This is a genomic window from Mesorhizobium sp. B2-3-10 (assembly GCF_006442275.1).
GTDB lineage: Bacteria > Pseudomonadota > Alphaproteobacteria > Rhizobiales > Rhizobiaceae > Mesorhizobium > Mesorhizobium australicum.
The window spans coordinates 24,625-47,513 of record NZ_VFVT01000010.1; the positions used below are offsets into that span (position 1 = coordinate 24,625).

23 protein-coding genes are annotated in these 22,889 nt (G+C 63.6%); 12 read left to right on the top strand and 11 right to left on the bottom strand.

Annotated features, from left to right (window positions below):
* Entirely contained in the window at positions 1-939 is a 939-nt protein-coding gene (locus tag FJ943_RS25260; RefSeq protein WP_140725977.1) for an NAD(P)-dependent oxidoreductase, read from the bottom strand.
* Positions 940-1,059: 120 nt separating this feature from the next.
* Here FJ943_RS25260 and FJ943_RS25265 point away from each other — a divergent pair, with 120 nt between their 5' ends.
* The 3 genes from FJ943_RS25265 to FJ943_RS25275 all read left to right on the top strand — a co-directional run bounded on the left by FJ943_RS25265 (position 1,060) and on the right by FJ943_RS25275 (position 3,432).
* A complete protein-coding gene (locus tag FJ943_RS25265; protein WP_015317109.1) occupies positions 1,060-1,956 on the top strand; it encodes an NAD(P)-dependent oxidoreductase in 897 nt (298 codons plus the stop codon).
* Between the two features lie 101 nt (positions 1,957-2,057).
* Entirely contained in the window at positions 2,058-2,834 is a 777-nt protein-coding gene (locus tag FJ943_RS25270) for a FadR/GntR family transcriptional regulator (RefSeq protein ID WP_140725980.1), read from the top strand.
* A 154-nt stretch (positions 2,835-2,988) separates the two neighbouring features.
* Positions 2,989-3,432 (top strand): SRPBCC family protein, encoded by a 444-nt coding sequence (locus tag FJ943_RS25275; protein WP_023769571.1) that lies wholly within the window; start codon positions 2,989-2,991, stop codon positions 3,430-3,432.
* A 95-nt stretch (positions 3,433-3,527) separates the two neighbouring features.
* Here FJ943_RS25275 and FJ943_RS25280 read toward each other — a convergent pair whose 3' ends face one another.
* Positions 3,528-3,818 (bottom strand): DUF3175 domain-containing protein, encoded by a 291-nt coding sequence (locus FJ943_RS25280; protein WP_015317112.1) that lies wholly within the window; start codon positions 3,816-3,818, stop codon positions 3,528-3,530.
* Positions 3,819-3,989: 171 nt separating this feature from the next.
* Here FJ943_RS25280 and FJ943_RS25285 point away from each other — a divergent pair, with 171 nt between their 5' ends.
* The 7 genes from FJ943_RS25285 (at position 3,990) to FJ943_RS25315 (ending at position 11,978) form a co-directional block, all read left to right on the top strand.
* On the top strand, positions 3,990-5,219 hold the full coding sequence (locus tag FJ943_RS25285) for an MFS transporter (protein ID WP_140725983.1): 1,230 nt from the start codon (positions 3,990-3,992) through the stop codon (positions 5,217-5,219).
* A gap of 159 nt (positions 5,220-5,378) precedes the next feature.
* A complete protein-coding gene (locus tag FJ943_RS25290; protein ID WP_140665368.1) occupies positions 5,379-6,407 on the top strand; it encodes a LacI family DNA-binding transcriptional regulator in 1,029 nt (342 codons plus the stop codon).
* A 308-nt stretch (positions 6,408-6,715) separates the two neighbouring features.
* Positions 6,716-7,843, top strand: coding sequence for a sugar ABC transporter substrate-binding protein (locus tag FJ943_RS25295; RefSeq protein WP_015317115.1), 1,128 nt, complete (start codon positions 6,716-6,718; stop codon positions 7,841-7,843).
* 76 nt (positions 7,844-7,919) lie between these two features.
* A complete protein-coding gene (locus FJ943_RS25300) occupies positions 7,920-9,467 on the top strand; it encodes a sugar ABC transporter ATP-binding protein (RefSeq protein ID WP_140725985.1) in 1,548 nt (515 codons plus the stop codon).
* Positions 9,464-10,444 carry an ABC transporter permease gene (locus FJ943_RS25305; RefSeq protein WP_015317117.1) on the top strand — a complete coding sequence of 327 codons (981 nt, stop codon included), beginning with the start codon at positions 9,464-9,466 and terminating at the stop codon, positions 10,442-10,444. Before FJ943_RS25300 ends, FJ943_RS25305 begins: the two co-directional genes overlap by 4 nt.
* Positions 10,441-11,427: an ABC transporter permease gene (locus FJ943_RS25310; protein ID WP_015317118.1), complete on the top strand. Its 987-nt coding sequence runs from the start codon at positions 10,441-10,443 to the stop codon at positions 11,425-11,427. The genes FJ943_RS25305 and FJ943_RS25310 overlap by 4 nt, the downstream gene beginning before the upstream one ends.
* A gap of 2 nt (positions 11,428-11,429) precedes the next feature.
* On the top strand, positions 11,430-11,978 hold the full coding sequence (locus FJ943_RS25315; protein ID WP_140714487.1) for a gluconokinase: 549 nt from the start codon (positions 11,430-11,432) through the stop codon (positions 11,976-11,978).
* On the opposite strand, the gene FJ943_RS25320 is transcribed toward FJ943_RS25315, so the two are convergent.
* The 3 genes from FJ943_RS25320 to FJ943_RS25330 all read right to left on the bottom strand — a co-directional run bounded on the left by FJ943_RS25320 (position 11,973) and on the right by FJ943_RS25330 (position 14,814).
* Positions 11,973-13,121: a hypothetical protein gene (locus FJ943_RS25320; protein ID WP_140725988.1), complete on the bottom strand. Its 1,149-nt coding sequence runs from the start codon at positions 13,119-13,121 to the stop codon at positions 11,973-11,975. The two genes, FJ943_RS25315 and FJ943_RS25320, sit on opposite strands and share 6 nt — an antisense overlap.
* Before the next feature lie 10 nt (positions 13,122-13,131).
* Positions 13,132-13,581, bottom strand: a complete 450-nt coding sequence (locus FJ943_RS25325) for an Rrf2 family transcriptional regulator (RefSeq protein WP_023769580.1) — start codon at positions 13,579-13,581, stop codon at positions 13,132-13,134.
* A gap of 246 nt (positions 13,582-13,827) precedes the next feature.
* Complete coding sequence (locus FJ943_RS25330; protein ID WP_140725990.1) at positions 13,828-14,814, bottom strand: sulfate ABC transporter substrate-binding protein; 987 nt, start codon at positions 14,812-14,814, stop codon at positions 13,828-13,830.
* 245 nt (positions 14,815-15,059) lie between these two features.
* On the opposite strand from FJ943_RS25330, the gene FJ943_RS25335 reads away from it, so the two are divergent.
* Positions 15,060-15,341 carry a DUF1778 domain-containing protein gene (locus tag FJ943_RS25335; RefSeq protein WP_140714495.1) on the top strand — a complete coding sequence of 94 codons (282 nt, stop codon included), beginning with the start codon at positions 15,060-15,062 and terminating at the stop codon, positions 15,339-15,341.
* Positions 15,341-15,826 (top strand): GNAT family N-acetyltransferase, encoded by a 486-nt coding sequence (locus tag FJ943_RS25340; protein WP_140726208.1) that lies wholly within the window; start codon positions 15,341-15,343, stop codon positions 15,824-15,826. The genes FJ943_RS25335 and FJ943_RS25340 overlap by 1 nt, the downstream gene beginning before the upstream one ends.
* 44 nt (positions 15,827-15,870) lie before the next feature.
* On the opposite strand, the gene FJ943_RS25345 is transcribed toward FJ943_RS25340, so the two are convergent.
* From FJ943_RS25345 to pbpC, 6 genes are all read right to left on the bottom strand, one after another.
* Positions 15,871-16,911, bottom strand: coding sequence for a sulfate/molybdate ABC transporter ATP-binding protein (locus FJ943_RS25345; RefSeq protein WP_140725993.1), 1,041 nt, complete (start codon positions 16,909-16,911; stop codon positions 15,871-15,873).
* A 12-nt stretch (positions 16,912-16,923) separates the two neighbouring features.
* A complete protein-coding gene (gene cysW, locus FJ943_RS25350) occupies positions 16,924-17,808 on the bottom strand; it encodes a sulfate ABC transporter permease subunit CysW (protein ID WP_015317126.1) in 885 nt (294 codons plus the stop codon).
* On the bottom strand, positions 17,801-18,652 hold the full coding sequence (gene cysT, locus FJ943_RS25355) for a sulfate ABC transporter permease subunit CysT (RefSeq protein ID WP_140725995.1): 852 nt from the start codon (positions 18,650-18,652) through the stop codon (positions 17,801-17,803). The genes cysW and cysT overlap by 8 nt, the downstream gene beginning before the upstream one ends.
* Positions 18,653-18,674: 22 nt before the next feature.
* A complete protein-coding gene (locus tag FJ943_RS25360; RefSeq protein WP_015317128.1) occupies positions 18,675-19,703 on the bottom strand; it encodes a sulfate ABC transporter substrate-binding protein in 1,029 nt (342 codons plus the stop codon).
* Positions 19,704-19,927: 224 nt separating this feature from the next.
* Positions 19,928-20,650: a M15 family metallopeptidase gene (locus tag FJ943_RS25365; protein ID WP_140725998.1), complete on the bottom strand. Its 723-nt coding sequence runs from the start codon at positions 20,648-20,650 to the stop codon at positions 19,928-19,930.
* 18 nt (positions 20,651-20,668) lie between these two features.
* On the bottom strand, positions 20,669-22,759 hold the full coding sequence (gene pbpC / locus FJ943_RS25370; protein WP_246671938.1) for a penicillin-binding protein 1C: 2,091 nt from the start codon (positions 22,757-22,759) through the stop codon (positions 20,669-20,671).
* Positions 22,760-22,889 lie beyond the last annotated feature (130 nt).

Consider the following 22,889-nt stretch of genomic DNA (forward strand, 5'->3'; position numbering starts at 1 on the left):
TCAGATCGTCTGCTTCTTTCCATCCTTCGTCGGCATCAGGTCGATGCCATTGACCTTGGCGATGTGCGTGGCCAGCATCGGCACGAACTGCTCGGCCGGGCCGGTTGCGTGAGCGCCGGCGAAGGCGTTCTTGGTGGCGTTGCCGAGCGGATTGGCGATGCCGGCCGCCCCCGCCATCGATTCCAGATAGGTCAGGTCCTTGAAGGCATTGGCGATGGTGAATTTGTGGGCGTCGCGGTCGCCTTCCAGCGTCCAGCGCATGAAGGTCTGATAGAACCCGCAATCCATGCGGCCGTTGCGAATGACGCTGTCGAAACGCGGCGGCGAGATGCCGACCTTCTCCGCCAGTGCCAAGGCCTCGGAATAGAGGGCGGCGTAGCCCAGCGAGATGAAATTGTTGAGCAGCTTCATGCGGTGGCCGTCTCCGGTATCGCCGATATGCACGATGCGGCCGGCCCAGGTGTCGATCACCGGCTTGACCCTGGCAAAGACGGCGTCGGGCGCGCCGACCATGGCGTCGAGCGTGCCTTCCCAGGCTTCCTTCGGCGTGCGGCTGAGCGGCGCGTCGACATAGTCGACGCCGAGCGCCTTGAGTTCCGCGGCAAGTGCCACGGTCGAGACCGGATCCGATGTCGAGCAGTCGACGACGACCGCCCCCTTCTTCAAACCCTCCTTGAGGCCATCGGGACCGCGAATGATAGCCTCGACCTCGCGCGAACCGGTGACGCAGATGAAGACGATATCGGATGCCGCCGCCACATCGCGGGAAGTCGATGCCTCACGAGCGCCTCGGCCGAGAAGATCCTCCGCTGGTTTGCGGTTCTTGCGGCCGAGGAAGGTCAGGGAATATCCCTTGTCGACGATGTTCTTGGCGATGCCGTGCCCCATCAATCCAAGGCCGACAAAGCCGATCTTCTCACCCGTAGCGGTCGTGTTCATGCTGTCTGTCCTGTTCCGTGATTATCGATAATGTCGCCGCTGTTTTAGCCATAGACGGTTGCAGAAAGCAATATTGTCTGACAATACACGTAAATCCCAGGACTTTCGTGGAGACCAGAAATGACGAAGCGGATCATGTTCACCGGCGGCAGCGGCAAGGCTGGGCGCCACGTCGTGCAATATCTGGTGGAGCAGGGTTGCCAGGTGCTCAACATCGACACCAGGCCGCTCGACAATCCCAAGGTGCGCACGCTGATCACCGACATCACCGACAGCGGCCAGGTGTTCAACGCGCTGTCTAGCTATATGGGGCTGCACGAATTCGACCCCTCGCTACGCCCGCAGCCAGTGGACGCCGTGGTGCATTTTGCTGCCATTCCACGCATCATGATCACGCCCGACAACGAGGTGTTCCGCATCAATGCAATGGGCACCTACAACATCATCGAGGCGGCGGTGAAGCTCGGCATCCGCAAGGTGATCATCGCTTCCAGCGAGACGACCTACGGCCTGGTGTTCGCCAACGAGCCGCGCGATCCCGCGTATTTCCCGCTCGACGAGGACTATGACGTCGACCCGATGGACAGCTATGCGCTGTCAAAGATCGTCAACGAGAAGACCGCGCGCGCTTTCGCGCAGCGCAATGGCACGGATATCTATGCGTTGCGCATCGGCAACGTCATCGAGCCGCATGAGTATTCGCTGTTTCCGAAATGGTTCGCCGATCCTGGTTTTCGCAAGCGTATCGCCTGGAGCTACATCGATGCCCGGGACCTTGGCCAGATCACGCTGCGTGCCGTCGAGAAGGATGGGTTGGGCTACCAGGTGTTCAATGCCGCCAATGACGACACCTCGTCCGATCTGCCGACCGCCGAACTCCTGAAGCGGTTCTATCCCGACGTGCCGGTCAAGGGCGAACTCGGTGAATACGAGACGCTGCTGTCGAACCGCAAGGCGCGCGACATGCTCGGCTTCCGCCCGGAGCACAGCTGGCGCAAATACGTCAAGACCGCCTAAGCGAGCTCGAATCACGGCTGGGTTGTGCATAGAGGCCGGCTTTGCGGCCCCGCGCCCGCACCACGCTTGACAGCCTCCCTAAACCGGCCTTTCTGGACTGCATGCGGGACGCGAAGCCGAACAGGGAAAAATCGCCGAAAAAGGCTGTAGCCGCCGATCGTCCGGCCGGTGTTCGGCGAGCCGACGCGGCACGTATTCCGGGCTCCAGCGTGCACACATCACTGGCCAGCGAGATTGGGCTCAGGATCGTGCGCGGCGATTATCCGCCCGGCACCATCCTGCCCAATGAGGCCAAATGGTCGGAGACGTTCAGCGTCAGCCGCTCGGCGGTGCGCGAGGCGATCAAGATGCTGATGGCCAAGAGCCTGCTCGCATCGCGCCCCAAGATCGGCAGCTGGGTCGAACCCAGGGAACGCTGGAACCTGCTCGACCGCGATGTGCTCGCCTGGTACGCGACGTCGCCCGACCGCGAGGTTTTCCTGAAGACGGTGCAGGAATTCCGCCACATCATCGAGCCGGAAGCGACCGCATTCGCCGCCATGCGGCGCACCGACGAGCAGATGGCCGAGATCAGCCAGGCCTGCCGGGAGATGGGAGAGGCGAAAAGCTTGCAGGAACGGACCCGTGCCGACACCCGCTTCCACCTCGCCATATTGCGTGCCTCGGGCAATGATCTGCTGGTGCCGCTCGGCGTGCTGATCGAATCCGCCTTCGATCACCTGTTTGCCTACACGACCCGGGAGCTCGACGATTTGCAGCTCGCCCAGAAGATGCACGAGGCAATCGAAAAGAACATCCGCCTCCAGCGGCCGGATGCGGCGCGCAATGCCGTGCGCAAGCTGCTGGCCAATACCGACAAGGTCATCCGTTCGCGATAGATTTCCGCGACACGGCCGTTCGGCGCGGGTGTTCGCGCCTTGGAACTCGAAGCAATTCGGGGCCGCACCGCAAAAAATTCAAAAGCCTGTGTCGGATCGGCAGTGTGGTACCCGTCCTTGGGGCATCGAACAGAGACCACGAAGGAGTATCGACATGCCCAGCACCGTACGTCTGCACCGCGTCCTGACCACCAGCCCGGAGAAGGTCTACCGCGCGTTCCTCGAGGCCGATGCGCTTGCCAAATGGCTTCCGCCGAACGGCTTCACCTGCACGGTTCATCACTTCGAGGGCAAGGTCGGCGGTACCTTCAAGATGTCGTTCCGCAACTTCACCACTGGCGACAGTCATTCGTTTGGCGGTGAGTATGTCGAGCTCGTCGCGGGCGAACTCCTGCGCTACACCGACAGGTTCGACGATCCCAACCTGCCCGGCGAGATCCAGGTGACCGTGACGCTGAAGAAAGTGTCCGTGGGCACCGAAGTGAACATCACACAAGCCGGCATTCCAGACGCCATTCCCGCCGAAGCCTGCTATCTCGGCTGGCAGGAGTCGCTGCGGAACCTGGCCAAGCTTGTCGAACCCGAGATCAGACAATAGGGCGCCTACCGGCTGGATAGCGGTAATAAACGGGTTCCTCACCTCGTTTTTGATGGGGTGAGGAACAAGCTTGAGGAGCCATTGGCGGCGAAGGCCTAATCCTCCTTTGGCCGCCCGAATGCCGCACGCAATTCGTCCTTGGCGTCCTCGAGGATCTTCTTGCGAGCCGCGGGCAGGTTTTTTCCGGCTCTGTTGATATAGAAATTCAGCATCGACATGGCGGACTGGAAGGGCTCGGCCTTGCGGCGGTGGCTGTGTTCGGCCGAACGCTTGAGCGAGGCGGCGATCTTCTTGGCGTCGTCGGATTCGAACACGTGGTCCTCGAGATCCATCGCATCGCTGTGCTCGGTCACCTCGGCCGACCATTTCTGCTTGGTGGCGGTCATGGCTGGACTCCTTTGCGTGTTATTGATCGGAAACTCCAGATGCAGGCGCCGGTTCCCGCGCTCGTACCTCCCTGGAGCCACGGATTTGGCCGCCGTGGCGCTGCTGTGCGCCGAGAATGCGTCGATAGTGGCCAAAACAGCAGCGGTTGAGGCCGCCGACAGGAAACGCCTTTGTCACGAACCGACTTGAGCGGGCCCAGCCCCGGTATCGACAGTTCCTACGCCTGGATGCGCCTGGCCATCTCGATGCTGCTGGCGACGATCGGCGCGGTCGGCATGTGGGCCGTCGTCGTGGTGCTGCCTGCGGTACAGGCCGAGTTCGGCGTCGACCGCGCCGCGGCATCCATGCCTTACACCGCGACCATGGTCGGCTTTGCCGCCGGCAATGTGCTGGTCGGCCGCGCCATCGACCGCATGGGTTACTGGATTCCGGCGCTGTTTTCCTCGATCGCGCTCTCCGCCGGCCTTCTGCTCGCGGCGCTGTCGACCTCGATCCTGCAATTCACCCTTGCCCAAGGCGTGCTGATCGGTCTCGGCACATCGGTGATCTTCGGGCCGCTGATCGCCGATATATCGCACTGGTTCAATCGCCGGCGCGGCGTCGCCGTCACCGCGGCCGCGGCCGGCAACTACCTCGCCGGAGCGATCTGGCCGACCATCATGCCGACGCTGATCAAGGCGGAAGGCTGGCGCTTCACCTATGCCGCCATCGGCGTCTTTTGCCTGGTCACCATGGTGCCGCTGGTGCTTTTGCTGCGCCGCGGCGCTCCGGAAGCGGCAGCCGCCGGCCCGGCCGGAAGCCGGTCTGTGCAGCCGAGGCCAATGTCTCCGGCCGCGATGCAGATGCTGCTGGTCGTCGCGGGACTGGGCTGCTGCGTGGCGATGTCGATGCCGCAAGTGCACATCGTCGCCTATTGCATGGATCTGGGCTACGGCATGGCGCATGGCGCCGACATGCTGTCGATCATGATGGCCGCGGGCGTCGTCAGCCGGCTCGCCTCGGGCTTTGTCGCCGACCGCATCGGCGGTGTCAAAACCTTGCTTATCGGCTCCGTGCTGCAATGCCTTTCACTGCTGTTCTATATCCCGTTCGACGGGCTCGCCTCGCTCTATGTCGTGTCGCTGGTCTTCGGCTTGTCGCAAGGCGGCATCGTGCCTTGCTATGCGATCATCGTGCGCGAATACCTGCCCGCCAAGGAGGCCGGCCAGCGCATCGGCATCGTCATGATGGCGACGATTTTCGGCATGGCGATCGGCGGTTGGATGTCGGGCTGGATCTACGACCTGACCGGCTCCTATGCCGCCGCATTCCTGAACGGCATTGCCTGGAACCTCTTGAACATATTGGCGATCGGGCTGTTCATGTGGAAGGCAAGGCATAGGGCTGCCGTCGCCGCCTGAGGAAGGCCAAGCGCGGCCATTCGGTGGCTCGGCTTGACAACGGGCAGTCACTGCGCGACGCCAAGGCGGATGGGTGCGGCAACAGGCCGGTGAGATGGCGACAGCTGGAAAGATCGCATTGCGGGCGCGCTTCGATGGCCATGCGCATGGGCCAAGGCCGTGATCAAGCCGCGTTCGCGCCGGGGCGGTGGCCGCCCAACCCTGTCGGATGTGGCACGCAAGGCCGGCGTCGGCGCCATCACGGTTTCACGCGCGCTGCGCGACCCGGCACGTGTTTCCGAGGAGCTGCGCCGTCAGATCCAGGCCGCCGTCGACGAACTAGGCTATGTGCCGGACCCCAATGCGCGCGCATTGGCCTCGGCGCGCGCCGAAGTGTTCGGCGTGCTGGTGCCTTCGCTAACCAACAACGTCTTCGCCGAGGTGGTGCGCGGCATCTATGACAGCCTGTCGGACAGCCCGTTCCGCATCCAGCTCGGCAACACGCACTATTCCGGACTGGAGGAAGAGCGGCTGCTGCAGCTGTTCGGTTCGCAACGCCCGGCCGCGCTCATCATTGCCGGCATCGACCAGACGCCCGCTTCGCGAAAACTCCTGGAGAATGCCGGTTGCCCGGTGGTTCAGGTGATGGAGACCGGACCCGATCCGGTGGACATGATGGTCGGCTTCTCGCATCTCGATGGCGGCCGGACGGCGACCGAGCACCTGATAGAGGCGGGGTATCGCCGGATCGGCTTCATCGGTGCACGCATGGACCCGCGCTCGCAGCGGCGCCTGGCTGGTTACCGGGTGGCGATGGAGAAGGCCGGCCTCTCGGACCCGCGCCTGATCACCACCACGCCGGTGCTGTCCAGCGTGCCGCTAGGCCGCGAACTCTTCCGCGATGCGCTTGCCAAGATGCCGACGCTCGACGGCGTGTTCTGCAACAATGACGACATCGCGCTCGGCGTGCTGTTCGAATGCCATCGTGCCTCGATCGAGGTGCCGAAGACCATCGGCATTGTCGGCTTCAACGATCTCGACATGATGCAGGTGGCGTTTCCCTCGATCACCAGCATCCGCACCCATCGCTACGAAATCGGCAGGCGCGCGGTGGCCATGGCTCTTGCGGCGATATCGGGTGACAGGCCGCGGCAGCGGGTCGTCGACCTTGGCTTCGAGCTCAAGCGCCGCGAGAGCACAGCCCGCTGAACACGCTTTCGAGAACACCCGCGAATGACGCTTTACACAACGTCATGGTAGCGCTACCATTTTCCATTGGAGAGCTTCGCCACTCAAATGTTGGGCCTGTTTATTATACATAAGCAACAGCTCATGCTTGTTTATTATGTATAATATGATACCTTTTTCCCAACCGAAGGAGACGGTAAGGGGTGGGATCGCGGAGGTCTTCGGCATCTGGCAGGCGTGACTGGGTAAGGCGGGAGGTGCCAGCCGGGAGTGCGAAATCGCATAAAAACTGAACCGACAAATCGGAACTGCAATCGGGAGGATTATCGATGATCAAGTCACTTGTCGGCGGCATCGTTGCTGCCAGCGCATTCGTCATGCTCAATTCGGCGGCCATGGCCGCCGGCCCGGAGATCGTCTCCGGTCCCGCCGCCCAGGCCGACTGTTTCGCGCCCTGGGACGCGAACACCAAGTTCTTCAAATTTCCGAAGAAGGAAGGTCCGTTCCGCATCGCCTTCGCCAATGGTTATATCGCCAACACCTGGCGCATCCAGATGGTGCAGACGGCCAAGGCCTATGCGTCGCAGCCCGACGTGAAGGCAAAGATCAAGGAATTCAAGGTCGTCTCGACGGGCGAGGACGTGCCGGCGCAGATTTCGGCGATCAACAACTTCATCGATTCCGGCTATGACGCCATCGTCACCGACGCGCAGAACCCGACCGCCTTCGGCCCGGTCATCAAACGCGCCAAGGAAGCCGGCATCGTGCTGGTCGCCTTCGACAATATTCTCGACACCAAGGACGCTATCAACGTCAATGTCGACCAGAAGGGACTTGGCGAACTGTGGGCCAAGTGGCTGGTCGCCAAGATCCCGAATGGCGGCAAGATCCTGGAAGTGCGCGGCGTCGCCGGCACCTCCGTCGACACCGATCGCCACAACGGCATCCATGAGGTGTTCGACGCCTCCGGCAAGAAGTGGGATGTGACCGAAGTCGCCGGCAAATGGGATGACGGCGTGGCGCAGAAAGTGACCGCCGATGCGATCGCCACCAACGGTCCGTTCGACGGCATCACCGGCCAGGGCGGCGACACCGGCATCGTGCAGGCGATGATGGACGCCAAGCATCCGTTCGTGCCGTTCGGCGGCGAGACCGAAAACGGCTTCCGCAAGTTCTGCGCGGCGCATTCGGCCGATGGCCTGAAGTGCACCTCCGCCGGCTCGGGCCCGGCCCAGGTCGCCGTCGCCATCAAGACGGCGATCGCGGCACTCGAAGGCGAAGTGGTGCCGCAGGAGGTGAAGCTGCCTCTGGCCGTCGCCACGGATCCGGACATGAAGGAAGGCACGGATTACTTCCCGAAGGAGTCCGACAATTTCTTCGTCGGCAATTCCTTCCCGACCTGCGGCATCAATTTCAGCGCCCAGGAAATCATGGGGCAGACCAAGGAAAACCAGTAGTCGCTTTCTATCGTCTGGCGCCGCGGCTGATCCCGCGGCGCCAGCCTGCAATCCCACAATCGCCCTGGGAGGGTTGATGGACGGTGCGGCTCCACTCTTTCGCATGGAAGGCATTTCCAAGCGCTATGGCGGCGTGCGGGCGCTGGAAAAGGCCGAACTGACGGTCGAGGCCGGCAGCATCCACGCCATTCTCGGTGAAAACGGGGCTGGCAAATCGACGCTGATCAAGGTCATGGCCGGTGTCGTGGCGCCCGACGAGGGCCGCATGATGCTGGACGGGCGCGAGGTGACCTTCGCGTCGCCGGGTGCGGCGAACAAGGCCGGCATTGTCTGCATTTTCCAGGAACTGTCGCTGATCCCCGAACTCAGCGTCGCCGACAACATCGTCATTTCCGATCCGCCCAAACGCTTCGGCATGATCGACCGCAAGGCGCAGCGGCGCATCGCCGAGGACGCGCTGGCGCGCGCGGGTGCCGGTGACATCCATCCGCTGGCACTGGTCAAGGACCTGCCGCTGTCACGGCGGCAGATGGTGGAGATCGCCAAGGCGCTGGCCAGAAAACCGCGCATCCTCATCCTCGACGAAGCGACCTCGGCGCTGACGGCGGCGGATGTCGCGAAGATCTTCGGCGTCTTGAAACGACTGCGCTCGGAAGGGCTGGCGCTGCTCTACATCTCGCACCGCATGAATGAGATCGCCGAACTGGCCGACCATTGCACCGTGTTCCGCAACGGCCGCAATGTCGCCAGCTACGAGGCCGGCTCGAAGAGCGACAACGAGGTGGTCGAGCTGATGATCGGCCGTGAATACAGCCATATTTTTCCGCCAAAGCCGGCGGCGGCACCCACTGGCGCCGCCCCCCGGCTCGAGGCGCGCAGGCTATCCTGGGCCGACCGGCTGCACGATATCTCGCTGACGGTCAGGGCAGGCGAGGTGGTCGGCCTCGGCGGGCTCGACGGCCAAGGCCAGCGCGAACTGCTGCTCGCCTTCTTCGGTGTGCTGCGCGGCCTCTCCGGCGAGGTGCTGATCGACGGCAAGCCGGTGACGATCACCAGTCCGGCGGCGGCCCGCGAGGATGGCATCGGCATGGCGCTCATCCCGGAAGACCGCAAGACCGAAGGACTGATGCTGCCGATGACGGTGCGCGAGAACCTGTCCTTCGCCGCGCTTGACCGGCTGTCGAAAGGCGGCATCATCGATCGCGCCACCGAACAGCGGCTGATCGACGACATGGTCGGCCTGCTGGCGATCAAGACGGCAGGCCTTGACATTCCGGTCGGCGCGCTGTCGGGCGGCAACCAGCAGAAGGTGGTGATCGCCAAATGGCTGATGCGCCAGCCGCGCATCATCCTGCTCAACGACCCGACACGCGGCATCGATGTCGGCACCAAACAGGAGATCTATCAGCTGATGCGCAAGCTGGCGGATGCGGGCGCGGCGATCCTGTTCTATTCGACCGACTATGACGAACTGATCGGCTGCTGCGACCGGGTCCTGGTGCTCTATGACGGCGCCGTCAAGCGCGAGCTGGTCGGCGGCGAGATCACCGAGCGGGCGCTGATAGCGAGCGCGCTCAACATCCATGGCGAGGAGAGCCCGGTGGGCCTGGGAGCAAGCGTGTGAAAGACTGGCGCTACTGGCTGGCCGAGCAGCGCGGAACCTTGCTGGCTCTCGGCATCTTCATCGTCATGTTCGTCATCTACACCTCGAACCACCCGGCGGGCTTCACCGCCAATGTCGTGCAGACGGCGGCGAACAAGGGCGTGCTGCTTGCCTTTGTCGCCATGGCGCAGACGCTGGTCGTCATCACCTCCGGCATCGACCTGTCCGTGGGCATGATCTTCCTGCTCACCAACTGCCTGGCATCCTGGCTGGTGGTAGGCACGCCGTTGCAGACCACGCTCGGCGTCATCGCCGTGCTTGTGGCGGGCCTTCTGTGCGGCGCCGTCAACGGCGCCATCGTCATCTATGGGCGGCTGCAGCCGATCGTCGCCACCATCGCCACCGGGGCTGTCTACTACGGCATCGGACTGTTGTTGCGACCTTTCCCGGGCGGTTCGGTCAATGAGGACCTGGCCGACGCGCTGACCGGCCGCGTGTTCGGCTTTGTGCCGGCGAGCCTGGTGGTGCTGCTCGCCATCGTGCTGGTGATCTGGGTGCCGTTCAGCCGCTCGATCCTTGGCCGCGCGGCATACGCGGCGGGCTCTTCGGAAACGGCGGCCTATATGTCCGGCGTGCCGATCCGGCGCGGCAAGTTCGCCGCCTATACGCTGGCCGGGCTGCTGGCGGCGATCGGCGGGCTGTTCCTCACCTTCTTCACCTATACGGGCGAGGCTGCCTACGCGAGCGGCAACTCCTACACGTTGTTCTCGATCGCGGCTGTCGTGCTGGGTGGTGTGTCGCTGTTCGGCGGCAAGGGAAGCGCCATCGGCGCCATCTTCGGCGCCCTTGCCTTCCGCACCATTGGCGACCTGTTGTTCGTGTTCGACTTCGATCCGCTCTGGCAGCCGCTGTTCCAGGGCGTTATCCTGCTGGTCGCCGTCAGCCTCGGCGCCTTCGCCCTGTTTCGGGTCCGCAACCGGCTGGAGTGGTTCCTGTGAGCGAGACGACCTTGGGCGGCATTGCCGGCCGCATGCCGAAATTCATTCGCCGCGCCGACCCGGCGGTGCTGACCGCCTTTGCCTGCATCGTGGTGCTGCTGTTGGTCGGCAGTCTTTATTCACGCAGCTTCCTGTCGCCTGAATATCTCCTGCAGCAGCTCAAGGTGGCCTCGTTCCTCGGCGTCATCGCCACCGGCATGATGCTGGTCATCCTGCTCGGCCAGATCGACCTGTCGGTGCCGTGGTCGGTGGCGGCGGGCGCGATGATGGCCTGCGCGGCGGCCGCCTACGGTCCGGCCGGGGTGGTGCTGGCGATCCCGTTCGGCATCTTCTGCGGCGTGCTGATCGGCATCGTCAACGGCATCGGCGTGGCCTATTTGCGCATTCCCTCAATGATCATCACGCTCGCCACCAATGCCGTCGCGCAAGGGCTGATGGTGGTCTATACCGGCGGCTTCTCGCCACAGGATTCGGCGACCGGCGCCATGCGCTACCTGGCCACCGGCTTCACCATTCCGGGCGTCCCCAACGCCGTCATCATCTGGGCGCTTATAGGGATCGCGATGGTGTTCGTGCTGACGCGCACCGGCTTCGGCCGCGCGGTCTATGGCATCGGCAACCGCGAGCGTGCCGCCTATCTCTCCGGCATCGACACGAGACGCGTGGTGATGATCGCCTTCGCTGTCTCCGGAGGGCTCTCCGCCTTCGGCGGCGTGCTGCTGGCCGGCTACGCCTCCAAGGCGGCGCAGTCGATGGGCGATGCCTATCTGCTACCGTCGATCGCAGCCGTGGTGCTGGGCGGCACCTCGATCCTGGGCGGGCGCGGCTCCTATCTCGGCACCGTCGCCGGCGTGATCCTGATCACGCTGTTGCAATCCATCCTCTCGGTCATGCAGATGCCGGAGGCGGGACGGCAGATCATCTATGGCGTCGTCATCGTCGCCATGCTCCTGCTTTATGGCCGCGCACCGGCGAGCCGCTGACGGTGGACGAAAACGCAGCGCAGGCGCCGACGGGCGCTTCCGGTTTGGCGCCAGCGGCCATCGTGGTGATGGGTGTCGCCGGCTGCGGCAAGTCAGCCGTCGGCATCGCGCTGGCCACCGCGCTCGGTGCCGTCTTCATCGAGGGCGACAGGCTGCATCCGCCCGAAAACGTCGCCCGCATGGCACGCGGCGAGCCGCTCACCGATCAACTGCGCGAAGGCTGGCTCGACGCGATCGGCGAGCAGATCCAGGCATCGATCGGCAAGCGGCAAGGTGTGGTCGCCGCCTGCTCGGCGCTGAAGCGCGGTTATCGCGAGCGCCTGCGCGGTTTTTGCCCTGATATCGTCTTCCTCTATCTGGAGATCGATCCCGCCACCGCGCGGCGGCGCGTTGGCAACCGCAAGGGCCATTTCATGCCGGCAAGCCTGGTGGACAGCCAGTTCGCCATCCTTGAGCCGCCGGGGCAAGACGAGCGGGCATTGACGCTCGACGCGACACGGCCGGTCGACGAACTCGTCGCCCAGGCAATGCGCTTGATACGCCCGTCATGAGCCTTCTTCGGCGCTGATGCCGATGCCGTCCTGGGCTTCCGTCAACCGCTCATGGCGCGACCAGGACATCATCTGCTCGGGGCACTCTTTCAGCGCCTGCAGCAGGCGGTCGCGTTTGAGCAGGATGTAGTGTGCCTGCAGGGCCATGTTCTTGGCTCCGTCCCTGATTGTGTCCGCTGCCTGGAGCGCCGGTACCGCCGGCACCAGCTCGGGGCTCAAGACGGCGCGATATTCCCGGAAGGGAACGACCTCGAAGGTCGACATCGCAAACAGGGCCGTCTTGCCGCGCGCGGCGAAATTCGCCGGTGCCGAGGCAAGGTGCGTCCAGCCGCTTTCGCCAAGCGCGGTTTCGGTGAAGGTCGAGCCGGCGTGGATTGTGTTGGTCATCATCACGACGCCGTTCTGCCTCAGCATCTTCTGAATGCGGATGGTGACCTGATAGGCGTCGTCACGGTCGAAGACGATCCGGCTTTTCAGGAACCGGTTCTCGACACGAACCATTGGCGGATTGAGAAAGCGCTGGCCGAATGCCGTCTCGGAAACGCCATGCGTGTTGACGCTGACCTGATGCGCTTCGATGCCGGCCTCATGCATGGCGCGCTTGCCGATCATTGTCTGGGCGGTGAACTGATCGCACCAGAGGATCGCGCCATGGCCGCGTTGCAAAGCGGCCTGCAAGTCCTCAAGCCCTTCCAGCCGGATCGCCGGCGTCCAGCGACGGGCGACCAGATGCGCGGCAAGCTGCATGCGGCGGCGATGGCGCGCCGCGAGCAATGCCTCGAACAGCTTGCGCGCATCGATGTCGCTGCCGAGCACCGCGCGGGTTGCGGCGGCATATCCGGGGAAATCCTTGCGCATATGACGCTTCAGGCGAAACCGCGACGCCCAATCGCAGATCGGCGACCACCAGCGCACCGGCAGCACCGCCGCGACCGCCAGGTAGAAGAGGGCGGCCAGGCTTTCGCGAAGATCCCTGGTGGAGAAGCGGCGGAGCTTGCCGGCGTTAAGCTGCTTGCGGCTGAAGAACCGCACGTCCTCGGCATATTCGGGGACAAAGACGTCGGCGATGATCTCGGTGCGGAAGCTGGCTGCCGATGGCTTGCGGGGGACTTTTCGGGATTTCGTGAACCTCGACAGCCTCATTCGCCCGGCTCTAGATCTGGGATGTCAACTCGACCGGAAAATCGTCGTTGTCGGCATCGCGCATGGCGGCGAGGCTGCGGTTGTCCAGCACCTCGGCGATCGCCTGGCGCACTTCCAGCATCATGTGCCGGACCTGGCAGGTCGCTTCGTCGCAATCCTCGCAGCGCTGGTACTGCGTGCGGCTGGCGCAAGGTATCGGCGCCAGCGGACCGTCCAGCACACGCACGACATGGCCGATCTTGATCTCGGAAGCGGGGCGGGCGAGGCGATAGCCGCCTTCCTTGCCCTTGCGGCTCTGGACGAAGCCGGCGTTGCGCAATTCGCCGAGTATGGCGTCGAGGAATTTCTTCGGGATGTTGTTGGCGACGGCGATGTCGTTGACGAAGGCCAATTGGCCAACCGGAAGATTGGAAAGATGAACGAGGGCCTTGAGGCCGTATTTGCCTTTTTTCGTCAGCATGCCCGAGTCAACCCGTTGAAGCCCCAACCACCCCGCATCTGGCGGCTGTTTGTGTGCAAATGATGACGGCATTGCTTCCACACGCTGCCGTTCGCGAAAACAAGCCATTGCAAAGGCATGTTTGGCACAGACGCGTTGATTGTTTGTAACGTTTTGCACGAGGGCGTCGGATTTGCCTTATCGCCTAAACAAGGAAAGCCGGCCCCGGGCCGGCTTTCCTTGATCTTATTGTTGGGCCGTGGAGACTTACCGGCTGCCATAAGCTTGGTCGAGCAGGCCGCCGGCGGCGAAATGCTCTTTTTGGACCTTGTCCCACCCGCCGAAGACGTCTTCTACCGTCAGCAGGCGCACGTCCGGAAAATCGGCCTTGTATTTGGCCGCGACAGCCGCGTCGCGTGCGCGCAGGCCATTCTCGGCGGCGATGCCCTGGCCCTCGGGCGTATAGAGGAAGTCGAGATAGCTCTTGGCCAGGTCGCGCGTGCCGTGTTCGTCGGCGACCTTGTCGACGATCGCCACCGGGAATTCCGCCAGCAGGCTGACCGAAGGGGTGACCTGCTCGAACTTGTCGTCGCCATATTCCTTGCGGATGCCGCGCGTCTCGGATTCGAAGGTGATCAGCACGTCGCCGATCTCGCGCTGCACGAAGGTGGTTGTCGCGGCGCGCCCGCCGGTGTCGAAGATCGGCACGTTGTTGAACAGCTTGGTGATGAACTCCTTCACCTTGGCGTCGTCGCCCTTGAAGGCTTCCTTGGCGTAGGCGGTGGCCGCCAGATAGGTGTAGCGCGCATTGCCCGACGTCTTCGGATTGGGGAAGATTACCTGCACGTCGTCGCGCACCAGGTCGCTCCAGTCCTTGATGTGCTTTGGATTGCCCGCGCGGACGAGAAACGAAGGCAGCGAATAGAAGGGCGAGGCGTTGTCTGGAAAATCCTTCTGCCAGTCGGTCGAGACGAGGCCCTTCTTGACCAGGAAGTCGACATCGGTGACCTGGTTGAAGGTGACGACGTCGGCCCCGAGGCCTTCGGCGATGGCGCGCGCCTGCGCCGAGGTGCCGGCATGGGACTGGTCGACGCTGACGCCCGGATGCTTGGCGATAAAGGCCTTGTTGACCTGCACGAAGAGTTCGCGGCCGACGTCATAGGAGGCGTTGAGCAGCTTGTCGGCCGACCAAGCCTGGGAGGATGCGAGGATGAGGCCGGCTGCGACGGCAACGCCGAGGAAAAATCGCTTCATGAAATGGCTCCGGATGTAATGTTTTATCGTTCGAGCATAGCGAGGGTACAAAGGGGCGGCGAGGCATAGATTCAGGGCTTGGCACTCGTTGCTAGAAAACCGTTTCCTAGACAGGCTGATCCTAGGTTTTTCTTTTGAGCGGCATCATATTGGAGCTCGGTTCACGTCAACCTTTTCCCAATGGAAAGGACAAATAGATACACATTGTGTATGCGGCATGTTATGGTGAAGGAAAGGAGCCCTCCATGGCGAAAGCCGCAGCCGAAACTCACGCTAAGCCTGTCAATCTGCGCATTCGCGAGGATATGCGCATACTGATTGACCGCGCCGCGAAGCTACGCGGGAAAACCCGTTCCGATTTCATGATCGATGCCGCCTACCGCGCGGCCGAGGATACGCTCCTCGACCAAACACTGATCAAGGTGGATGCCGAGAGTTACCGGCACTATCTCGACATCCTCGATGAACCGCCAAGCGGGGAAGGTTTTGCGCGTCTTATGAACGTGCCCAAGCCATGGCAGGACTGATGCTGTCGGCGCCCACGCCGCTGGCCGAGAACCACGATCTCGAACCTTTCCAAAGCGGAACGGAAAGTCTCGACCAATGGCTTCGCCGCCGCGCGCGGGCCAACCAGGTCAATGGCGCATCTCGTACTTATGTGGTCGCGGAAGGCATACGCGTTGTCGGCTACTACTGCCTGTCTTCGGGCGGGCTTGACCTGGCGGAAGCGCCCGGCATTGTTCGGCGCAACATGCCGGATCCCATTCCAATGGTCGTGCTCGGGCGTCTCGCGGTGGGCACAGGCTGGCAAGGGAAGGGACTGGGTGCAGCGCTTCTGCAAGATGCCGTCCTGCGCGCCGGTCAAGCCGCGACGATCCTCGGGATACGCGGAATTTTTGTTCATGCGATATCGGACGAAGCGAAAGCCTTTTATGAGCGCCATGGCTTTGCGGCTTCCCCGAAAAATCCCATGACATTGGTGCTGTCGTTGAAAGGCCTGGTGAAAGGGTAGGCGGCCGCCCTCGACCGGGATAGGGATTGACGGCGGTCCTATCGCTACGCAGCCGGAAACAGCTTCCAGCGCCCCGGCCGGAACGCCACGCGGCTCTTCTGCGCCGCCGGATGATCGACCGGCAGTTCGATCTCGACCCGCTGGCGTTCGCCGCCGATCTCGAGCTCGACGCGCCTTGTGCCGGCGACGCGGCGGCTGGCGGCCACGGTGCCGGCGATGCAGCCGCTGCAGCCGTCCAGCAGTTCGACGTCATGCGGCCGGAAGTAGAGCATCGCGTCGCCCTCGGGCGCATGCGGCGCCGACAATCCGATCGGACGGTCGGCCAGCCAGATCTCGCCATTCTCGACCTTGACGGGAAGGGAGCTGGATTCACCGATGAAGCCGTAGACGAAAGGCGAGTTCGGCGTGTCGTAGATGTCGTCGGCGGTGCCGACCTGTTCGATGCGCCCCTGGCTCATCACCACGACGCGGTCGGCAAGCTCCAAAGCCTCTTCCTGGTCGTGGGTCACGAAGACGGTGGTGTGGCCGGTGCGGTCATGGATTTCGCGCAGCCAGCGACGCAGTTCCCGGCGCACCTGCGCATCGAGCGCGCCGAACGGCTCGTCGAGCAGCAGCACCTTGGGTTCGATGGCCATGGCGCGGGCGAGCGCCACACGCTGGCGCTGGCCGCCCGAAAGCTGCGCCGGATAGCGCTTCTCCAGCCCTGAAAGCTGGACAAGATCGAGAAGCTCGGAGGCGCGGCGGCGGATTTCGGGGGTCGACGGCCGCGTCGGCCCGTGCCGCACCTTGAGGCCGAAGCGGATATTGTCGGCCACCGTCATGTGGCGGAACAGCGCGTAGTGCTGGAAGACGAAGCCTACGTTGCGCTCCTGGATCGATTTCTGCGAAGCGTCCTCGTCACCAAAGAAGATTTTCCCACGCGTCGGGCGCTCCAGTCCGGCGATCAGCCTGAGCAGCGTCGTCTTGCCGGAGCCGGACGGTCCGAGCAGCGCGATCAGTTCGCCCGACTTGATGTCGAGCGAGACATCGTGGAGCGCCGGAAACCGCTCGAACTCCTTGCGCACGTTGGCAACGCGAACTTCCATGCAATGAACCTTCTAATGTCCGCGCGTCGCGGCGAGTTCGGCGCCGTAGCGCATCTCGAGCAGTGTTTTCAAGACCAGCGTGACGAGCGCCAGCCCGGCAAGCAAGGAAGCAACGGCAAAGGCGCCGACGGCGTTGTACTCGTTGTAGAGGATTTCGACATGCAGCGGCATGGTGTTGGTCAGGCCGCGTATGTGGCCCGACACCACCGAAACCGCGCCGAACTCGCCCATGGCGCGCGCATTGCACAAAAGGACGCCGTAGAGCAGGCCCCATTTGACGTTAGGCAAGGTCACGTACCAGAAGGCCTGCCAGCCATTGGCGCCAAGCGACAGCGCCGCCTCCTCGTCGCCATTGCCCTGTTCCTGCATGAGCGGAATAAGTTCGCGGGCGACGAAGGGGAAGGTGACAAAGACGGTGGCCAGCACAATGCCCGGCACGGCGAACAGGATCTGGATGCCATGTGCCTTCAGCCACTCGCCGAGCAACCCTTGAGCACCGAAGAGAAGCACGTAGACCAGACCCGAAATGACCGGCGAGACCGAGAAGGGCAGGTCGATCAGCGTGGTCAGGAAGGCCTTGCCCTTGAACTCGAACTTGGCGATCGCCCAGGCGGCCGAGATGCCGAAGACGATGTTGAGCGGGACCGAGATCGCGGCCACCAGCAAGGTCAGGCGGATCGCCGAACGCGTGTCGGCATCGCTTAGCGATTGCAGGTAGGTGCCAACGCCTTTGGCGAAAGCTTCCTTGAAAACGATGATCAGCGGCAGCAGCAGGAAGACGGCGAGAAAGACGAAGACGATGGCCATCAGCACGGCGCGTGCCGGCCGGCTCTCGGTCACCGCCGCCGAGCGGCTCTCATGATACGGTTCGTATGATTTGATCTCGGGATCAGCCATAGCGCTTGCGGCTCCATGTCTGCACCAGATTGACGATCAACAGCATGATGAACGACAGCGCCAGCATGATCGCGGCGATCGCGGTCGCCGCCGGGTAATTGTATTCCTCGAGCCGGATGACGATCAGAAGCGGCGCGATCTCGGATTTGTAGGGCAGGTTGCCGGCGATGAAGATGACCGAGCCGTATTCGCCGACGCCGCGCGCGAAGGCCAGCGAGAAGCCCGTGATGATGGCCGGCGCCAGGCCGGGAAAGAGCACGCGGGTGATGATCTGGAAGCGGCTGGCGCCGAGGGTGGCGGCGGCTTCCTCCACTTCCTTGTCGATCTCTTCCATGATCGGCTGCACGGTTCGCACGACGAAGGGCAGGCCGATGAAGATCAGCGCAATGACGATGCCGAGCGGCGTGTAGGCGACCTTGATGCCGAGCGGCATCAGCAATTTGCCGATCCAGCCATTCGGCGCGTAAAGCGTGGTCAGCGCGATGCCGGCCACCGCCGTCGGCAGCGCGAAGGGCAGGTCGACCATGGCGTCGACGATGCGGCGGCCGGGAAAACGGTAGCGCACCAGCACCCAGGCGACGAGCGTGCCGAAGAGGACATTGACGACAGCCGCGATGAACGCCGTGCCGAAGCTGATTCGAAGGGCGTTGATCGTGCGGCGATCGGTGGCGATGGCCCAGAAATCGACCCAGCCGAGAGCGGCCGAACGCCAGATCAGCCCGGATAGGGGGATGAGGATGATGAGGGTGAGGTAGGCAAGCGAGAAGCCGAGCGTCAATCCGAAACCCGGAATGACGCTCGGCTGTCTGAACCGCCACCCCGCCCGCGCGGGTGCTGTGGTCATGTCGTCCCGATCTAGGTTTAGCTCACTGGGCCGGCTTGTAGATCTGGTCGAATATACCACCGTCGCCGAAATGATAAGGCTGCGCTTTCTTCCAGCCGCCGAAAAGCGGATCGTCGATGGTGATCAGCTTGATCGGCGGCAGCTTGGCGAGATCCTCGGGCGGAACCAGTTCGGGCTTGGACGGCCTATAATGGTTCTTGGCGATGATGGTCTGGCCTTCCTTGGAATAGAGGTAGCTCAGATAGGCCTCGGCCACCTTGCGTGTGCCCTTGGCGTCGACATTGGCGTCGACCACGGCCACCGGTGGCTCGGCCAGGATGGAGGTCGGCGGATAAACGATGTCGAAATTGTCGGCGCCGAACTCGTCGAGCGCCAGATAGGCGTCGTTTTCCCAGGCGATCAGCACGTCACCCAGGCCTTTTTGCGCGAAGGTCACGGTCGAGCCGCGCGCGCCGGTGTCGAGCACGGGAGCATTGGCGTAGAGCTTGCCGACGAAGTCCTTGGTCTTGGCTTCATCGCCGCCATCATTGGCGTTGGCATAGGCCCAGGCCGCGAGATAGTTCCAGCGTGCGCCGCCCGAGGTTTTGGGGTTGGGCGTGATCACCTGGACGCCGTCCTTGACGAGGTCGTTCCAGTCGTGGATGCCCTTGGGATTGCCCTTGCGGACAAGGAAGATGATCGTCGAAGTGTAGGGCGCCGAATTGTTTTCGAATTTGGTGCGCCAGTCTGGATTGATCTTCTTTGACTTGGAGACGATGGCGTTGATGTCGCCTTCGAGCGCCAGCGTCACCACATCGGCGTCGAGGCCATCGATCACCGCGCGGGCCTGGGCACCCGATCCGCCATGCGACTGCTGGATGGTCACCGTCTCGCCGGTCTCCGCCTTCCAATGCGCGGCGAAGGCCTCGTCATAGGCCTTGTAGAGCTCGCGCGTCGGATCGTAGGACACATTGAGAATGGTGGTGTCGGCAAATGCGAAACCGAGCGTGCCGAACTGGATAGATGTGGCGACCAGTGCGCCGAGCAGTTTCCTGAAATGAGGTTTGGTCATTTCTGCCTCCGTTGAACCCGCGCCAAATCTAGCGAATTGATAGAAATAAGATGCATTGAATGTTGCCTTTTTTGTTCTCCTGAAGAAAATCTTCGACGACTTGTCGCTGTTATGAGAAATATTTTCCTCGCGGTCGCTCCGCGCCGGAGTCGGCCCACCATCCGGCCTATCTAGGGATGCGCGGTTGCCGGGCAAGGCTGGTTGGGCAAGGCTGGTTGGGCAGGTTACTCGGCGGTCACCGGGAAATCGAAGCGCTGCTTTTGAAATGGCTCGCGGGCCAGCGCAAAATGCCACCATTCGCGCGCGTAGTTCTTGAACCCGCCAGCACGCATGGCATCGACGAGCAGCTTTCGGTTTGCCGCAGCTTTGGCGCCGAGCGGGCGACGCGCGGTCTCGCTCATCGGGTCGAAACAATCGAAGCCGGTGCCGAAATCGAGGGTGTCGGCATCGATCGCGCCGCAGGCCGGTTTCGGCACGGGCGTACTGTCGACAGGCGCGATGGCAACATCGACGGTCGAGCCGCGCGAATGATTGGACAGTTCGCCGACATAGCCCTTGGCGATGAGATCGCCACGCTTGACCTTCGGATACCATTGCGGGTCCGGCGGTCCACCCGCGGCCGTCCATTCACCCATGTCGGCAACGGCGCGGGCAGGGCGATAGCAGTCGAAGACGACCAGCGTCAGGCCCCTGGTGGCGATCGCCCGCTGGACTCTGGAAAGTGCCTCGGCGGCCTCCCGGGTCAAAATGCAGACCGGCGCGTCATAGCCATTCACCTTGCGGTGCAGAAAATTGTCGGCGTTGGCGTAGCGAATGTCCTGGCGGATCGATGGGGCGACATCGGCGAGGCGAACGAAACCCGCGGGGAGGGGATCGGCAGGCGCCGGCAGGGCCGAGCCGGCAATCATCAGCGCACAAAAGCCAATGCGCTGAATCGCCTGGCGCATTCTATTCAAGGATCGCTTTCACTGGACGAAGACCTTCACACTGGCAGCCCGTCCTGCGGCGTCGATGACGGTGAGCGTCGAATAGCCCGCGCCGTCGGGCAGCCAGGTCGCGGTGCGGCGGCGGTCGAGGCCGATGAGGGGCTTGCCATTGGCCAGCCAGCGGAACGGGGCGCGGCCGCCTTGCAATTTCAGCACCAGCGGCGAGGCGTCGGCCGAGTTGGTGGAGAGATCGACGCGGGCGCCGTCCGGCGGGAAGATGATGCTCGGCGCCGGTTCGGTCGGCGTCGCCTGCACCAGGCCATCCGCGCCGGCGCCGAAGCGGGCGAGCGTCACAGGCAGGTCCTCGCGCTTGGGTGTGAAGGCACCGGGCGGTTTGCCTGGCAGCGGTACGGTGGCGAGGCCCGAGCGGACAAAGCCTTCGAACAGGATCGGGGCGGCCGAGACATAGCCGGAGAGGCCCGGCACCGCGCCGGCATCGGGCCTGCCGACCCAGACGCCCAGCACATAGCGGCCATCGAAGCCCACCGACCAGGCGTCGCGGTAGCCGTAGGAGGTTCCGGTCTTGTAGGCGATGCCGCGCTGCAAGGCACCTTCCGGCGGTTTTACTCCGGAGAGGATGTCGATGATCTGCCAATTGGCCTGGTCGCTGAGGATGGTGGTGGTCGAACTCACGGCATTGGCCGGTTCGGTGCCGTCGCGCAGCGAGTGCGTCTTGCCGCCATTGGCGAGCCCCGTATAGAGCTGGACGAGGTCGCGCAGCGTGACGCCGACGCCACCAAGCCCGATGGCCAGCCCCGGCGCCTCATTGACCGGCAGGATTGGGTTGACGCCCGCCTGGCGGAAGCGCGCCGTCAGCCGCGCCGGACCGACCGCGTCGAGCACCCGGATCGCCGGGACGTTGAGCGACAATTGCAGCGCCTGGCGGATCGAGACATCGCCCTGATAGCCCATGTCGAAATTCTTGGGTCTGTAGCCGCTGAAATCGACCGGGCTGTCCTCGATCAGCGTCTCCTGCGCCACCAGTCCCTGTTCGAAGGCGAGGCCATAGATGAACGGCTTCAGCGTCGAGCCGGGCGAGCGCACGACCTTGGTCATGTCGATCCAGCCGGAACGGCTGGAATCGAAGAAATTGGCCGAGCCGACTTCGCCCAGAATGTCGCCGGTGCGGGCATCGGCCAGCACCATGGCGACCGACAGACGCGGCCCGAGCCTGGTGGCGGCGTCGCGGGCCACCTGTTCCAGTCCTTGCTGAACGCTTTTGCGAATCGTCAGCTTGAGCGGCTGGCCGGGGACGGCCTTGGGCAGCATCGCGTAAGAGGCATGCGGGGCGAGCGCCGGCAAGCGCCGGCGCAGGCCCAACACATCGTCAAGCGCCGCGCGTGCCGCCTCGCGTTCGCCGATCAGGCCTGATGAGACCATGCGGGTGAGCACACGGTCGCGAGCTGCGTGGGCGATCTGCAGGTTGCGGTCAGGGCGGCGTTTTTCCGGCAGTTGCGGGAGGGCCACCAGAAGCGCGGCTTCGGAAACGGTGAGCCGATTTGGCTCCTTGCCGAAATAGGCGAGCGAAGCGGCGCGCACGCCCTCCAGATTGCCGCCATAGGGCGCCAGTGTGAGATAGCGTTCGAGGATCTCGCGCTTCGACAACCGCCGCTCGATCTGGACGGCGCGCAGCATCTGCTTGAGCTTGGAGCCGAGGCTGCGGCTCTCGCGTGGCTCGATCAGGCGGGCAAGCTGCATCGACAGGGTCGAGCCGCCGGAGACGATGTGGCCGCTGGTTGCGAACTGGCCGGCGGCGCGCGCCAGCGCCAGCACGTCGACCCCGTCATGGTCCCAGAAGCGCTTGTCCTCATAGGTGACCAGCATGTCGACGAACTGCTTGTCGACCTGGTCGAGCCGGGTTTCCAGCCGCCAGTAGCCGTCCGGCGTGGCAAAGGCGCGCAACAGCTGGCCGTCGCGGTCCTGGACTTCGGTGGAGACGGTGAGCCTTTCAGGAAGCGGGGGCGGGAAGGCGCGGTCGAGTTGCCAGAGGGTGGCGGCGGCAATCGTGAAGAAGGCGGCAAGGGAGGCAACCGCGATGGCAGCGCGACGGAGGAGTTTCTTGGAAAGCATGGCGCCGCCCCTCATCCGGCTGCCGCCACCTTCTCCCCGTTTAGTGACGGGGAGAAGGGAGCTGTGGCATGCATTGGCGCCTTTCCTGCGACGTTTAAAGCTGGCGAAAGCTTTGGTGCAGGCTTCTTTC